Origin of the sequence: Fictibacillus barbaricus, from assembly GCF_014635025.1 — a bacterium.
Taxonomy (GTDB): domain Bacteria; phylum Bacillota; class Bacilli; order Bacillales; family Fictibacillaceae; genus Fictibacillus; species Fictibacillus barbaricus.
On record NZ_BMCE01000006.1, the window covers coordinates 44,741 to 59,872 of the forward strand.

Annotated in this window: 13 protein-coding genes, 1 rRNA gene and 1 other annotated feature; all 14 genes read right to left on the reverse strand. The window is 42.0% G+C overall.

Going from position 1 to position 15,132, the window contains the following annotated elements; all coding sequences use genetic code 11:
* Nucleotides 1-9: 9 nt before the first annotated feature.
* The 14 genes from IEV52_RS20840 to rrf all read right to left on the reverse strand — a co-directional run bounded on the left by IEV52_RS20840 (nucleotide 10) and on the right by rrf (nucleotide 14,979).
* On the reverse strand, nucleotides 10-405 hold the full coding sequence (locus IEV52_RS20840; protein WP_188404485.1) for a Mini-ribonuclease 3: 396 nt from the start codon (nucleotides 403-405) through the stop codon (nucleotides 10-12).
* Entirely contained in the window at nucleotides 406-1,809 is a 1,404-nt protein-coding gene (gene cysS, locus IEV52_RS20845; RefSeq protein WP_188404486.1) for a cysteine--tRNA ligase, read from the reverse strand.
* Between the two features lies 1 nt (nucleotide 1,810).
* Nucleotides 1,811-2,458, reverse strand: coding sequence for a serine O-acetyltransferase (gene cysE, locus IEV52_RS20850; protein ID WP_188404487.1), 648 nt, complete (start codon nucleotides 2,456-2,458; stop codon nucleotides 1,811-1,813).
* Between the two features lie 285 nt (nucleotides 2,459-2,743).
* Nucleotides 2,744-2,972 (reverse strand) — a binding site (T-box leader).
* A 55-nt stretch (nucleotides 2,973-3,027) separates the two neighbouring features.
* A complete protein-coding gene (gene gltX, locus IEV52_RS20855; protein WP_188404488.1) occupies nucleotides 3,028-4,497 on the reverse strand; it encodes a glutamate--tRNA ligase in 1,470 nt (489 codons plus the stop codon).
* 28 nt (nucleotides 4,498-4,525) lie between these two features.
* Nucleotides 4,526-5,008, reverse strand: a complete 483-nt coding sequence (gene ispF, locus IEV52_RS20860; protein ID WP_188404489.1) for a 2-C-methyl-D-erythritol 2,4-cyclodiphosphate synthase — start codon at nucleotides 5,006-5,008, stop codon at nucleotides 4,526-4,528.
* The gene (gene ispD, locus IEV52_RS20865) at nucleotides 5,005-5,700 is read right to left on the reverse strand and encodes a 2-C-methyl-D-erythritol 4-phosphate cytidylyltransferase (RefSeq protein WP_188404490.1); all 696 of its coding nucleotides are present in this window, start codon (nucleotides 5,698-5,700) and stop codon (nucleotides 5,005-5,007) included. Before ispD ends, ispF begins: the two co-directional genes overlap by 4 nt.
* Before the next feature lie 18 nt (nucleotides 5,701-5,718).
* A complete protein-coding gene (locus IEV52_RS20870) occupies nucleotides 5,719-6,810 on the reverse strand; it encodes a PIN/TRAM domain-containing protein (protein WP_188404491.1) in 1,092 nt (363 codons plus the stop codon).
* Nucleotides 6,811-6,916: 106 nt separating this feature from the next.
* Nucleotides 6,917-7,990 carry a DNA integrity scanning diadenylate cyclase DisA gene (gene disA / locus IEV52_RS20875; protein ID WP_188404492.1) on the reverse strand — a complete coding sequence of 358 codons (1,074 nt, stop codon included), beginning with the start codon at nucleotides 7,988-7,990 and terminating at the stop codon, nucleotides 6,917-6,919.
* Nucleotides 7,991-7,998: 8 nt separating this feature from the next.
* Nucleotides 7,999-9,375, reverse strand: a complete 1,377-nt coding sequence (radA, locus tag IEV52_RS20880) for a DNA repair protein RadA (RefSeq protein WP_188404493.1) — start codon at nucleotides 9,373-9,375, stop codon at nucleotides 7,999-8,001.
* Nucleotides 9,376-9,626: 251 nt separating this feature from the next.
* A complete protein-coding gene (gene clpC, locus IEV52_RS20885) occupies nucleotides 9,627-12,047 on the reverse strand; it encodes an ATP-dependent protease ATP-binding subunit ClpC (protein WP_188404494.1) in 2,421 nt (806 codons plus the stop codon).
* Nucleotides 12,048-12,061: 14 nt separating this feature from the next.
* Entirely contained in the window at nucleotides 12,062-13,132 is a 1,071-nt protein-coding gene (mcsB, locus tag IEV52_RS20890; RefSeq protein WP_188404495.1) for a protein-arginine kinase McsB, read from the reverse strand.
* Nucleotides 13,133-13,135: 3 nt separating this feature from the next.
* Nucleotides 13,136-13,669, reverse strand: a complete 534-nt coding sequence (gene mcsA, locus IEV52_RS20895; protein WP_188404496.1) for a protein-arginine kinase activator protein McsA — start codon at nucleotides 13,667-13,669, stop codon at nucleotides 13,136-13,138.
* 36 nt (nucleotides 13,670-13,705) lie between these two features.
* Nucleotides 13,706-14,173, reverse strand: a complete 468-nt coding sequence (locus IEV52_RS20900) for a CtsR family transcriptional regulator (RefSeq protein ID WP_188404497.1) — start codon at nucleotides 14,171-14,173, stop codon at nucleotides 13,706-13,708.
* A 690-nt stretch (nucleotides 14,174-14,863) separates the two neighbouring features.
* Nucleotides 14,864-14,979 (reverse strand): 5S ribosomal RNA (gene rrf / locus IEV52_RS20905).
* Nucleotides 14,980-15,132: the final 153 nt, after the last annotated feature.

The following is a 15,132-nucleotide window of genomic DNA, read 5'->3' on the forward strand; positions in this document are numbered from 1 at the left end:
CTCCCCCTTTCAAGATTTATCTGTTAAGACATATTCCATGATCTCTTTAAGACGTTCATGCTGGTTCAACAGATGGAGATAACCGATGATCGCCTCAAAACTTGTTGCATGTCTATACGTTTGAACATCTGTATTCTTTGGAACTGTTCCTTGGTTGGCGTTTCGACCACGCTTGATGACAGCGATCTCTTCTTCTGTAAAATAGTTTTCTTCAAGCAGTTGAACGACCATGACTGCCTGAGCTTTTGCTGAAACAAACTTGGTAGCTGATACATGAAGTCTGTTCGGTTTTATCTGACCGTTACGGATAAGGTGTTCACGGACAAATTGTTCCATAACCGCATCGCCCATGTAAGCAAGCGTGGTTCCGTTCAATTGTTTAAAATCTGCATCTGTTAGTTTCATCTACCTATCTCTTTTCCACCGTACACCTTGTGCGGTATCTTCCAAAATGATGTTCTGTTCTTTGAGCAGATCACGGATCTCATCGGCACGAGCAAAGTTCTTTTCTTTACGGGCCTGATTTCGTTCTTGGATCAGAGCATCAATCTGTTCATCCAACAGTTCCTCTTCCTTATGAAGAGTAAGTCCCATCACACCTGTAAGTTCATCAAATAATGCGATGAATTCCGTGATAACAGCTTTAGATGTGTTCTTTTCCTGAAGGTAGACATTCGCTTCTCTTGAGAAATCAAACAGAATGGAGATAGCGTTTGCTGTGTTGAAATCATCATCCATATCTGCGATAAACTTCGCTCTTGTTTCTGAAATGAGTGCCGTCCACTTATCCGTATCTTCAGAAAGATCTGCCGAAACGGTTAAACGATGTTTTAAGTTCTCATACGCCGTGCGGATTCGGTTTAAACCTGATTCAGCCGCTTCTAAAAGTTCTTGGCTGAAGTTGATCGGGTTGCGGTAATGTACAGCAAGCATAAAGAATCGGATAACTTGCGGGTCCTGCTGTTTTACCAGATCGTGAACGAGTACAAAGTTCCCGAGTGATTTGGACATTTTTTCGTTGTTAATATTAATATACCCATTATGCATCCAATATTTAGCCATCGGAGCTTCATTTAATGCTTCAGATTGTGCAATCTCATTCTCGTGATGCGGAAATGTTAAATCTTGCCCTCCGCCATGAATATCGATCGAATCGCCTAAATATTTCTTAGCCATTGCCGAGCACTCGATATGCCAGCCAGGACGCCCATTGCCCCATGGACTTTCCCAATAGATCTCGCCTTCTTTTGCTGCTTTCCATAACGCAAAATCAAGCGGATCTTCCTTTTTCTCGCCAACTTCAATTCTTGCCCCAGATTTTAAGTCATCAATGGACTGGTGCGACAGTTTTCCGTAGCCGTTGAACGAACGCGTTTTAAAATAAACATCACCCGCTGCTTCATAAGCAAAACCTTTCTTGATTAAATTCTCGATAAATTCAATAATCTCGGGCATCGTTTCTGTTACTCGAGGATGTGCATCTGCTTTTTGAACTCCTAGCGCGCAAGTATCCTCGTGATAGGCATTGATGAACTTTTCAGCGATCGTCGGAACATCGCTCCCCATTTCATTCGCTGCTTTAATCAGCTTGTCATCAACATCAGTAAAGTTAGAGATAAACTGTACATCAAAGCCTCTGTATTCGAGATACCTTCTAACGGTGTCAAAAACGATAGCGGGACGAGCATTTCCGATATGAATGTAATTGTATACAGTCGGTCCGCACACGTACATCTTTACCTTGCCTTCTTCTAATGGAACAAAAAGTTCCTTCTGACGTGTCATCGTATTATAAATTTTAATACCCATATTAGACTTCACTCCCTTTTTTCAGTCTTTCCAGTTCTTCACGCATTTTTATCATCTCATCATGCATTTCTCTAAATTTATCTGCTACCGGATCAGGTAAGTCACGATGATCAAGCTCACAGCCAACCTTGACTCCGTCTTGAACGGCGACTCTCCCTGGTATTCCAACTACGGTCGCGTTAGGAGGAACATTTTGCAGAACAACCGAACCCGCTCCGACCTTAGAATTTTTCCCAATTGTAATGTTCCCCAGGACTTTGGCCCCTGTGGCGACGAGTACATGGTCCTCTAATGTTGGATGCCTCTTTCCTTTTTCTTTTCCGGTTCCACCGAGTGTTACCCCTTGATATAACGTTACATCATTCCCGATAATACACGTTTCACCGATTACGACGCCCATTCCATGATCGATAAAGAAACGTTTCCCGATCTGTGCGCCAGGGTGTATTTCAATCCCTGTAAAAAAGCGGCTGATCTGTGATATTAAACGAGCTAAGAACAGCCAGTTTCGTTTAAACAATTTATGCGCCAGTCTGTGGGCCCATACAGCATGCAATCCTGAATACGTTAAGATCACTTCCAACGAACTTCTTGCAGCTGGATCTTTTTCGAAAACGACCTGAATGTCTTCTTTTATGTCTGAAAACAAGCTCCCCCAACCTCCTTGCTTTTTAAAATAAGGCACTTTACGCTTACTTTGTTGCTCTTGAAAGTGGTTGATCTCCGTTCCAGGATGCTCGCTTTCCGCGGGGTGTGCGGTGAGCCTTGGCGCTTTGCGCCTATAAAAGTCTCACCTGTCCCACTGATCCCGCAGGAGTCTCGCACCTTACACTCTAATCAACTTATCAATGAAGTCACTTTAGAAAAACGACTCAAGAACAGCATTCTTTTATAAAATGGCGAGAAATAAAAAACGCCTCTGTGCCAAAAATGACACAGAGACGCTTGTTTTAGACGCGGTTCCACTCTGTTTAACAGGTAAAATAAAAAGCACCTGTTCCCTTAAGCTCCATAACGGGGAGATTCCGCCCAAACCTACTATGCTTTCAGCCAGGGACTCCGAGGGGCACTTCAGCAAGCATTTTCATGAACCACTTTCAGCCGGTGATGGTTCTCTCTACTATGAAAAGGCGCTAGCCTACTTTCCTCATCTGCGTTTTACCTTTAAATTTAAGTTTCTTTTACTATATTATAATCTTCGCAAAATGTGTACTTTTATTACTTATTAATTTGAGTCAGTACTGCATTTAGGCGCTTTACAATGACTTCTTTTCCTAAAAGAGAAACAGCTGCTGGGAGATCTGGACCATGTGTCTGTCCAGTTGTAGCCACACGGATTGGCATGAACAAGTTCTTCCCTTTTTGTCCGGTTTCTTTTTGAACAGTCTTCATCATCGCTTTAATATCTTCTGCCTCAAACGATTCGCTGTTCTCAACCTGGTTTAAGAAAGCTTCCATAACGGATGGAACTCCTTCACCTTGTAATACTTCTAGCGCTTCCCCTTCATATTCGATCTCTTCTTTAAAGAATAGTTCCGTTAGGTCTACGATTTCTGCACCATAGCTCATCTTCTCCTGATGAAGAGCAACAAGTTTCGTTACCCACTCTTGTTCTTCTGCACTTGGATTTTCAGAGATTCTTCCTGCTTTTTTAAGATGAGGCAAGCAAAGTTCAACGATGCGATCAACATCTTGCTGTTTCATATATTGGTTGTTCAGCCATTCTAGCTTCTGTGTATCAAATACAGCAGGTGCTTTTGATAAACGGTTCGGGTCAAAGATTTTGATAAATTCTTCACGGCTGAAGATTTCTTCTTCCCCGCCCGGTGACCATCCTAAAAGGGCAATAAAGTTAAACAGCGCTTCCGGCAGATAGCCTAAGTCTTTATATTGCTCGATAAACTGAACGATTGATTCGTCACGTTTACTTAATTTCTTTCTGTTTTCATTAACGATCAATGTTGTATGGCCAAACTTCGGGTGTTCGAAGCCCAGCGCATCATAGATCAATAACTGCTTCGGTGTATTTGAGATATGGTCATCACCGCGTAGTACATGAGAGATCGCCATTTCGTGATCATCAATCACAACTGCGTAGTTATATGTCGGGATTCCGTCTTTTTTTACGATAACAAAGTCACCAAACCCATTGGACTCAAAGGAAACTTCACCTTTTACCATATCATCAAACGTTATGGTGCGGTCTTGTGGTACTTGGAAACGAATGCTCGGACGTCGGCCCTCTGCTTCTAAAGCAGCTTTCTCTTCAACCGTTAAGCTGCGGCAGCGTCCGTCATATACAGGCGTTTCACCTTTTGCCATCTGCTCTTCCCGAGATGCTTCCAGCTCTTCTTCCGTACAATAACACGTATAAGCAAGGCCTTTTGACAGAAGTTCATCTGTATACTTTTCATAAAGATCAAGTCGTTCCATTTGTCGATAAGGGCCATAATCTCCGCCGATATCAACACTTTCATCCCAATCCATACCAAGCCATTTCAAGTGGTTCAACTGACTTTCTTCCCCACCTTGGATGTTGCGTTTCTGATCGGTGTCTTCGATTCGGATAATAAATTTACCGCCAGTGTGGCGTGCATATAAATAATTAAATAAAGCAGCTCGTGCGTTCCCGATATGTAAATGTCCTGTTGGACTTGGTGCATAGCGTACTCGAACTTCGTTTGCCATCTTGCTTCACCTCTTCAAAATTTTAAGTTTATAAATCTGACTTCTCGATTAAAACAACAGCTTGTGCGGCGATTCCCTCTTCACGGCCAGGGAATCCTAGCTTTTCAGTCGTTGTTGCTTTTACATTGATCTGGTCTGCCGGAACAGCAAAGATACCAGCAATTACTGAACGCATTTCTTCAATGTGCGGCAGCATTTTTGGTTTTTGTGCGATGATCGTACAATCTATATTGCCTAAACGATAGCCCTTGTTCTCGACCATCTTCCAAGAGTCTGATAGTAATCGTTTTGAGTCTGCGTCTTTATAGGCAGGATCAGTATCTGGGAAGTGTTTCCCGATATCCCCTTCACCCGCTGCTCCTAACAATGCATCTGTGATCGCATGCAAAAGAACGTCAGCATCTGAATGTCCTAAAAGTCCCTTTTCATATGGAATGGTTACTCCGCCGATAATTAACGGACGCCCTTCACAAAAGGCATGTACATCAAAACCCTGTCCGATGCGCATCATGCTTTTTCCCCCTGTCTCTCTAACAAGATGGCTTGTCCATACAACAAGTCATCAGACGTAGTTAATTTTATATTATGATAGTCTCCCATTACAATAGCGACTGTTTCTCCAATTCGTTCCACAAGGCTCGCATCATCCGTTCCAAGATAACCATCCGAATCTGCTTCTTCATGTGCTCTCTTTACGATAGAAAGACGAAAAGCTTGCGGGGTTTGAACAGCCCACAAGCTGGAACGGTCGATCGTTTCTTCCACCTGATGTTGAACAACTCGTTTAACCGTATCCTTGACAGGTACAGCTAATACGGCAGAACCAGTGTCTACAGCTTTGTTTACAAGTTGTCCAATGGAGTCAATAGTGATGAAAGGACGTGCTGCATCATGAACGAGAACAAGGTCTGCATCTTCCGGTACCTTCTTTAAGCCCTCATATACACTTTGCTGACGTTCTTCCCCGCCTGGAACGATTTGTCGCACTTTTGTATATTGGAATGTTTGTACAAAATTCTGCATCTGCTGCAATTCCTGCTCACTGCCAACTAGGATAATACCTGCACATGCAGGGTCTTTCTCAAACACATCAAGCGTGTGTGCAAGAACCGGTTTTCCTAATAGCTCAATCCATTGCTTGGAAATGCCGGCATTCATTCTTTTCCCTTGTCCAGCAGCAGGAATGACTGTCCAATAATTCACGTGCTTCCCCACCGTTCATTACAATGCTTTTTCTAACAACTTTTTCTTAGCAAAAATCATACGGCCCGCTGATGTTTGAAGGACGGAAGTTACAATCACATCGATCGTTTTACCAACATAATCACGTCCATCTTCTACAACGATCATCGTTCCATCATCCAGATAGCCAACGCCTTGATTCTGCTCTTTCCCATCTTTAATAACTTGGACAACCAGTTCCTCACCAGGTAATACAACCGGTTTTACCGCATTTGCCAAATCATTAATGTTAAGTACGGCAACGTTCTGCAGTTCACATACTTTATTTAAGTTAAAATCGTTCGTTACAACAACGCCGGTTAACAACTGAGCGAGTTTCACAAGTTTGCTGTCTACCTCGGTTACTTCTTCAAAGTCACCTTCATAGATTTCAACTTTCATAGAAAGCTCTTTTTGAATACGATTTAGGATATCAAGACCACGGCGCCCTCGATTTCGTTTCAATACATCAGAAGAATCAGCGATATATTGCAATTCTTCTAACACAAAACGAGGGATGATAAGCGGTCCTTCTAAAAAACCGGTTTGACAGATATCGGCAACTCGTCCGTCTATAATAACACTTGTATCCAGTATCTTGTACTTCCCGCGCGGCTTATCTACCTCTGCTTCTTTCTTTCGTTCTTTTCCTTGTCGGTTTAAGGAGAACAGCTGAATCAACTCGTCTCTCTTTTTAAAACCAACCTGAAAACCTAGATAACCGAGTAGAAACGTAATAGCGATCGGCAAGATCGAACTTACAACAACGATATCCATAGAGCTAAGCGGTGACTGAATCAAAAACGCAACGATCAGTCCAAAGATCAATCCCATCGTTCCTGATAAAAGATCGGTTGCAGGGGCTTTGACAACCGTTTCCTCTGCCCAGCGTATTAAACCTACTACGTAATCTGACAGCCAAAATGTAGATAAAAATAGTATAAGTGCACCAATCACTGCCCCGACATATGGGGATGTTACTTGATTCGGCAAATCGCCAAAGTTAAGTACACGAATGAGATCTGGTATATAAAGATAGCCTAGCATGCCCCCTATGACGATAAAAAATAGTTGAACAATTCTTTTTAGCATGCCTGATTCACCTCCCCTAATCATTATTTACAAAATGACCGTAATAAAAACGTGCAAAAATAGAAAATTCTTTTTAAATTATGTTTCGCCTATTCTTATGATAAGACTAGATATGGCGATCTACAAAAAGCTGTTCTTGGATTCGTTTTAATCCTTCTTTTACTTTTCTTGCACGGATCTCACCTATACCTTCAACCTCGTCCAACTCATCAATAGATGCGCGTAAGATTTGTGGAAGGTTGTCAAAAGCATCTGTTAAATTCTCGATAATAACAGATGGCAATCTTGGTATCTTGGCAAGAATACGGTATCCGCGCGGATGAATGGTCTCATCTTGTATATTCATACCGGCTGAGAAGCCTAAAAGTTTCATAATGACAGATTCATCAAATAATTCTTCACTGGAAAGTTTATTCAACTGGCGAAGAATAGCATATGGATCACTTTCGCTATCCTTCATATAGTCCTTGATTAAGAGCAGCGCTTCCTCCTCAATGTTAGAAACAAGCTCCTCCATCTGGATTCTGATGAGTCTTCCTTCAACACCAAGTTCATTAACATATTTAATAATCTCATTTTTTATGCGTAAAACCATCTCAATTCTATGAATAACTTGTGTAACTTCTTGGAAAGTCACCAATTCTTCAAATTCAAGCGCGCCAAGATTCGTAACACTCTGATCAAAAACCACTTTATATTTTTCAAGTGTTTGAATCGCCTGGTTTGCTTTTGTTAAGATGACACCGATCTCTTTTAAGGAATAACGGATCATCCCTTGATAAAGCGTAATGACGTTTCGGCGCTGAGAGATCGAGATGACGAGGTTGCCAGTCTGGCGCGCAACTCGCTCAGCTGTTCTGTGGCGAATACCCGTTTCCGTAGAAGGAATAACAGTATCCGGAATTAGCTGTGTATTCGCGTAAAGAATTTTAACTGCATCTTCATTTAAGATAATAGCTCCATCCATTTTGGCAAGCTCATATAGTGATGCCGGGGAGTACTTACAGTTAATTGAAAAACCCCCATCTACTATTTCTTTTACTTTATCGTTATATCCAACAACGATCAGTCCGCCCGTATTCGCACGCAAAACATTGTCGATACCTTCCCGTAGCGGAGTGCCGGGAGCAACAAGCTGTAACATTTGGCTTATGATTGCTTCTTTAATCGCATGGTCCATAATATGCTTTACCCTCCTAACGCTGCTTGTAATGCCTCATAAACAGTAGATACACCAACGACTTCAATCCCCTTTGGAACTGTCCAGCCGCCGATATTTTTATCAGGTATAATAGCACGCGTAAAACCTAACTTTGCAGCTTCATGTACTCGCTGCTCAATACGGGAAACCCTTCTAACCTCTCCCGTTAATCCTATTTCACCAATCATAACATCCGTAGGCTTTGTGGGTGAATCGCGAAAGCTTGACGCGATACTGATCGCAACAGCCAGATCGATGGCTGGTTCATCAAGTCTTACACCACCCGCTACGTTCAAGTACGCATCTTGGTTCTGAAGCAGCAATCCCACTCGCTTTTCTAAAACGGCCATTAATAGAGAGACACGATTATGATCGATTCCGGTAGCCATCCTTCTAGGATTGCCAAAGCTTGTAGGAGATATTAAAGCCTGAAGCTCCACGAGCATCGGCCGCGTTCCTTCTAGAGAAGCAACAACCGTAGAGCCTGCTGCCCCTTTTGAACGTTCTTCCAGGAAAATTTCAGAAGGGTTTAATACTTCTTCGAGCCCTTCTTCTTTCATTTCAAAAACACCAATCTCGTTAGTTGAGCCAAAACGATTTTTAACAGCTCTTAATATACGGAAAGTATGATGTCTTTCACCTTCAAAGTACAACACGGCATCTACCATATGCTCTAAAAGACGGGGACCGGCGATATTACCCTCTTTTGTAACATGTCCAACGATAAATACAGCAATACCCTTTGTTTTCGCCATTCTCATGAGATGTGATGTACATTCCCTTACTTGTGAAACACTTCCGGGTGCTGATGTTACTTCAGACCGATATACGGTTTGAATAGAGTCTATTATCATGACTGACGGCATCACATCGCTCATAGCCTGCTCAATAAGTTCTAAATCTGTTTCAGCTAAAACAAACAAATCTTTTGCATCGATCTCCAATCGATCTGCTCTTAATTTCGTCTGCTTAACCGATTCCTCACCAGATATGTATAGAACACGTTCTCCTTTACGAGCGAGCTGTGCGGATGTTTGCAAAAGCAGCGTTGATTTTCCGATTCCCGGATCTCCTCCTACTAAAACAAGTGAGCCCGGAACGATTCCGCCGCCTAAAACGCGGTTAAACTCCTGATAATTTGTTGGGATACGCGGTTCCTGCTCACTCTTGATCTCCGTTATCGACTGAGGTTTTTGCTTTACGTTTGTATCTCCGACAGAACTTAAGCCCCTTACGTTCTTTTCGGGACGGATCGTTTCTTCGACCATCGTATTCCAAGCCTGGCAGCCTGGACATTTCCCCATCCATTTTGGAGATTCATAACCGCAATCTTGGCAAAGAAAGATTGATTTTACTTTAGCCATCTAAAAAACTCCTCTTCCAAACTTCACACCATAAAATACATCTATTTATCAAATCCGAAGCTTTTATATAGTAAATAGTTCAATACTGAAAAATACAGGATTTACTTCCTTTTATCATAACATAAATCCTAACAACTCTTTCCATTTTGGGCTCCGCAAAAAAAGACGAAACGTAAGAATTATTTCGACAAAAACCCGGAGGACATGACTGCCTTCCGGGTTTTTTGTAGGATATTCTCATATATTCAGAGTTAAACCGTCTCTACTACAAAATCATTCTCTTCCACATCGATCTTAACGGTTTGCCCTTTGTTGATATTACCTTTAAGAAGCTCTTCAGATAAGCGGTCTTCAATCTTACGCTGCAGGGCACGGCGTAATGGACGTGCTCCATAATCTGGATCGTATCCTTCTTCCGTTATTTTTTCTAGAGCTGCTTGGGAAAGTTCTATCTCGATACCTTGATCGCTTAGACGTTTTTTGAGTGAATCCGCCATAAGCGTCACGATTTTGAGCAAGTGTTCTTTCTCAAGAGAATGGAACACGATGATCTCATCAATACGGTTCAAGAACTCCGGACGGAAAGCACGTTTTAATTCATCCATCACTTTGGACTTCATATCGTTGTACTTCTGGCCTTCGCTATGAACAGCAAATCCTAATGAACGGTTACGTTTAAGTGTGCTCGCTCCTACGTTTGAAGTCATGATCACAACCGTATTTCGGAAGTCGACAGTGCGTCCTTTGGAATCGGTAAGACGCCCGTCTTCGAGTACTTGAAGCAAGATGTTAAAGACTTCAGGATGCGCTTTTTCAATCTCATCAAGCAAGATAACAGAGTAAGGCTTTCTTCTTACTTTTTCAGTTAACTGACCGCCTTCTTCATGTCCAACATATCCTGGAGGCGAACCAACTAAACGTGATGTCGTATGTTTCTCCATGTACTCAGACATATCGATGCGGATAATCGCATCCTCATCTCCGAACAGCGTTTCAGCCACTGCTCGAGCAAGCTCTGTTTTACCAACACCTGTTGGTCCTAAGAAGATAAACGAACCGATCGGACGCTTCGGATCTTTTAATCCTGCACGCGCTCTTCGAATCGCTTTAGAGATGGCTGTTACCGCTTCAGACTGACCGATTACACGATCATGCAGGATTTCTTCCATCTTCAATAGGCGTGCAGTCTCTTCTTCAGCAAGCTTTGAAACCGGAACTCCCGTCCATGAAGAAACGACTTGAGCGATATCTTCTGGTGTTACTTCTGTATTCTCTTTTCCTTGCTTCTCTTTCCAAACGTCTTTTGTTTTCTCAAGCTCTTCACGCAGGCGCTGTTCAGAATCCCTTAGTGAAGCGGCCTTTTCGAACTCTTGGCTTTGAACTGCTGCATCTTTCTCTTTACGGACTTCTTCTAATTTTTGTTCCAGCTCTTTTAAGTTTGGCGGAGCTGTATAAGAACGAAGACGTACTTTTGATGCTGCTTCATCAATTAAGTCAATCGCTTTATCCGGCAAGAAGCGGTCTGAGATATATCGGTCTGATAATTGAACAGATGCCTCAATCGCTTCATCAGTAATCGTTACACGGTGATGTGCTTCATAACGATCACGAAGACCTTGAAGAATTTGAATGCTTTCATCTTTCGTCGGCTCATTTACCGTGATCGGCTGGAAACGGCGCTCAAGCGCTGCATCTTTCTCAATATATTTTCTGTATTCATCAAGTGTTGTAGCACCAATACATTGAAGTTCACCACGAGCAAGAGCTGGCTTTAAAATATTGGATGCATCAATCGCACCTTCTGCTCCACCAGCACCGATCAACGTATGAAGTTCATCGATGAATAGAATGATGTTGCCTGCCTGGCGAATCTCATCCATTACCTTTTTCAAGCGGTCTTCAAATTCACCTCTATACTTTGTACCGGCAACAACCGTCCCCATATCAAGTGTCATAACACGCTTATCACGAAGCGTTTCAGGCACTTCGTTATTGATGATCTGCTGCGCTAAACCTTCCGCAATCGCCGTTTTACCTACACCAGGCTCACCGATCAATACAGGGTTGTTCTTTGTTCGACGGCTTAAAACCTCAATAACACGCTGAATTTCTTTAGCGCGCCCGATTACCGGGTCTAGTGAACCGTCACGAGCAATCGCTGTTAGATCGCGAGCAAGGCTGTCTAGTGTTGGAGTGTTCGCACTTGCCGAAGATCCTCTATGACTAGAAGAAGATTCATTGCTTCCCAGCAGTTGAAGAACTTGCTGACGTGCTTTATTCAGGCTTACCCCAAGATTGTTTAACACACGAGCTGCAACGCCTTCTCCTTCACGGATCAATCCTAATAAAATATGTTCTGTTCCCACATACGAATGCCCGAGTTTACGAGCTTCATCCATGGAAAGTTCGATTACTTTTTTCGCACGAGGCGTATAATGGATCGTTTGAACAGCTTCCTGTCCTCGTCCGATTAACGTTTCTACTTCTTTTTGAATCTTCTCAGGTCCTAATCCAAGTACTTGAAGCGCTTTAGCTGCAATCCCTTCACCCTCACGGATCAAACCAAGTAAGATATGTTCTGTTCCTACATTGTTATGACCTAATCGAATAGCTTCTTCTTGTGCTAACGCTAATACTTTTTGTGCTCTCTCTGTAAAACGGCCAAACATCATACTCGTCACGCTCCTTATCGGTTTTCCAATTTTATTCTTTCTCTGATTAATGTGGCTCTTCTTATGTCACGTTCTTCTGGAGTTAGAACTTCACCTGCATATTGTTGAAGAAAACCTGGTTGTGTAAGTATCATAAGTTCATTTAGAATCGTTTTTGAAATGCCGGGCAAAATCTCTAGATCAATGCCAAGCCGCACATCTGATAAACATTTCGCAGCCTCTTTTGATTGGATGATCCGGCAGTTCTCTAACGTTCCTAGCGAACGGAATAACTTGTCTTCAAGCTGTAATTTCAATCCATCCTGCAGCTGTTTACGGGCTGAACGTTCTTGCTGGATAACCTGCATAACAACTCCTGCGAGATCTTCCATTATATCCTCTTCAGACTTGCCAAGTGTCATCTGATTTGATATTTGAAATATGTTTCCTTGCGCTTCTGTTCCCTCACCATATATTCCTCTGACGGCCAACCCTAACTGGTTGATCGCCGGAATGATACGGCTTATCTTTTTTGTAAGCACAAGTGCAGGAAGGTGCATCATGATCGAGGCTCTTAGTCCAGTTCCTACATTTGTTGGACAACTGGTTAGGTACCCTCGTTTTTCATCAAACGCATAATCTACATTCTTTTCGATCAAATCATCCATTTCATTTGCTTTACCAAGGACTTCTTCTAGCTGAAGACCTGGTGCTAAACATTGGATTCGTATATGATCTTCTTCGTTCAGCATGATGCTTACTGATTCATCAGCATTCATAAGTACAGCACCATATTTCGCTTGTTCTGCTAAATTAGGGCTAATTAGGTGTTTCTCAACAAGTACCCGTTTTTGAACGGGTTTTAACTCTTCCATCATCAGCATTTCCAATTTTTCTGATTCTGCTGCATCCTTTTCTTCATTCATGCATGAAGATATAGAGGCGATCACTTCATGTGCAGATTCTTTGTCTGCTGCGATTGGAAAAACATACTGTTGAATATTCCTTGCAAGTCGGACACGGCTTGAGAGAACAATATCTGATTCGGGTCCTTCCCTTTTCATCCAGGGACTGATCGCATCACTGATAAATCGCTCCAAAGACATCGTTTACGTATCCCTCCCCTGTTGCAAACGGTGTTCGATCTCTCGAATGACATCTCTTGTCTCAGCAGCCTTTTCAAATTCCTCATTTAATATATACTGCTGCATGGCTTGCTTTAATTGCTGAAGCTGCTTTTTTTCTTGAATGCTGCTTCCCGCGCGTAATGGAATCTTCCCTGCATGCAAGGTATTCCCACCGTGAACCCTTTTAAAAATTGGATTCAGTTTGGAATCAAATGCTTTATAGCAGTTATCACATCCAAAACGGCCAATCTTAGCAAACTGATAATAACTCATCCCGCATTTTTCACAACTTAACGAGGGCGGAATGAAATTAGATGATGGGGTGTTCGGAACATGTCCATCACCATGTAAAAGACCAGAAAGCAATTGGTGAATTGAAAATGAATTCGACCCCGGCAGGAATTCTCCTTTTTCTTTGGCACAATGTTCACAAATGTGAAATTCCGTTTTCTCTCCATTTATGATTTTTGTAAAATGCAATGACGCTTCACGTTCATGGCACTCTTCACAATTCATTCTGCTCCCTCCTTTTATATAGAATGAAAAAAAGGGCTATGTGGTTCGATATTTTAACGTTTTTATCATAGCTTTTAATAGTTCTGCTCGTAATTCATCTCGATCAGGAAGATTAAGTTTTAAGATGGAACGGTCCATTACACTTAGCATCAATCTTGCTTCGCGTTCAGAAACGATCGTTTCTTCCATTAGTCTCTTAATTACATTTTCTGCGTTGCCTTGCGATATCCTCTCACCTATCAAGGTAGTTAGGTGATCGATCAAGTGGGCAGAGCTTTCGGTACGGACCTTCATGATCCGGATGTAACCCCCTCCACCTCTTTTACTTTCCACTACAAATCCTTTTTCAACCGTAAATCTCGTGTTAATTACATAGTTTATTTGAGAAGGCACGCATTGAAACCTTTCAGCAATATCCGTCCGTTTAATTTCAATGGCCGGATCATTCGAACTCGAGAGAATTTGCTTTAAGTAATTTTCAATCACATCTGAAATATTCCTCATTTCCCTCCCCCTTCTGACTTTGACTAACTTTGACTATACCATTATTATAGCAAGCTTTTTTCCGAAAATGCAAATCTCTATGCATCCATTATTGCCTCATGATTAGCTCTTTAACCTGTATGATTCTGTCGAAAAGATAGTGCTTTTGGAAGGGGGATGTCCGCTTTATTCCCTTAAAAGTTCGGGTGGCTGAGAGGGATGATCTTTGGGGGAGAGAGTTAATGTATAAAGTGCAGTGAATGATTGCGGGATAAATGAATGGCTGGATGGATGAGGTGGGTCGTGGATATGTAGGATATGGCTAACGACCTAATTGAATCGTGTTTTGACTTAATTGAGTTTTTTCGCCACTTTGGAAAACATCGGAAATGATGAAAAGAAGATGGTTTTGTCCATCTTCTTCCTTATTTATAGCTTTTCACATCAAGAATTAGCTCTTTTTCTTATACTTAATAGAAAAAAGAAGATGAAATAGCTTCATCTTCCTCCTCTTTATATATTTTGTTTGATTTATAAGTCTTCGGGAGATTTTATAAGTCCTCAAAAATTCTTATAAGTCTTCAAAAATTTTTAAACGCCCTCAAATTTATTTATACGTCTTTACCATACTTCGATAAGATCCCGCAATCCATGCTACAACTCATTTTTTAATACAAAAAAAGAAGATGGATATCATCCATCTTCCTCATTGCCTAGCGACGTCCTACTCTTACAGGGGGAAACCCCCAACTACCATCGGCGCTGAAGAGCTTAACTTCCGTGTTCGGTATGGGAACGGGTGTGACCTCTTCGCCATCATCACTAGACCTAACCATGACTTTCACCATGATTTATATTTTGCTAGAGAGTATGTTCTCTCAAAACTAGATACGACATTTCCAAACGTTTATGCATTTAAGGATAAGCCCTCGACCGATTAGTATCTGTCAGCTCCACGTGTCACCACGCTTCCACACCAG

What these genes read in the sequence shown, in the direction of transcription:
- IEV52_RS20840 (WP_188404485.1), bottom strand. Translation starts at nt 405, where the DNA reads ATGAAACTAACAGATGCAGATTTTAAACAATTGAACGGAACCACGCTT.
- cysS (WP_188404486.1), bottom strand. Translation starts at nt 1,809, where the DNA reads ATGGGTATTAAAATTTATAATACGATGACACGTCAGAAGGAACTTTTT.
- gltX (WP_188404488.1), bottom strand. Translation starts at nt 4,497, where the DNA reads ATGGCAAACGAAGTTCGAGTACGCTATGCACCAAGTCCAACAGGACAT.
- ispF (WP_188404489.1), bottom strand. Translation starts at nt 5,008, where the DNA reads ATGATGCGCATCGGACAGGGTTTTGATGTACATGCCTTTTGTGAAGGG.
- IEV52_RS20870 (WP_188404491.1), bottom strand. Translation starts at nt 6,810, where the DNA reads ATGCTAAAAAGAATTGTTCAACTATTTTTTATCGTCATAGGGGGCATG.
- disA (WP_188404492.1), bottom strand. Translation starts at nt 7,990, where the DNA reads ATGGACCATGCGATTAAAGAAGCAATCATAAGCCAAATGTTACAGCTT.
- radA (WP_188404493.1), bottom strand. Translation starts at nt 9,375, where the DNA reads ATGGCTAAAGTAAAATCAATCTTTCTTTGCCAAGATTGCGGTTATGAA.
- clpC (WP_188404494.1), bottom strand. Translation starts at nt 12,047, where the DNA reads ATGATGTTTGGCCGTTTTACAGAGAGAGCACAAAAAGTATTAGCGTTA.
- mcsB (WP_188404495.1), bottom strand. Translation starts at nt 13,132, where the DNA reads ATGTCTTTGGAGCGATTTATCAGTGATGCGATCAGTCCCTGGATGAAA.
- mcsA (WP_188404496.1), bottom strand. Translation starts at nt 13,669, where the DNA reads ATGAATTGTGAAGAGTGCCATGAACGTGAAGCGTCATTGCATTTTACA.
- IEV52_RS20900 (WP_188404497.1), bottom strand. Translation starts at nt 14,173, where the DNA reads ATGAGGAATATTTCAGATGTGATTGAAAATTACTTAAAGCAAATTCTC.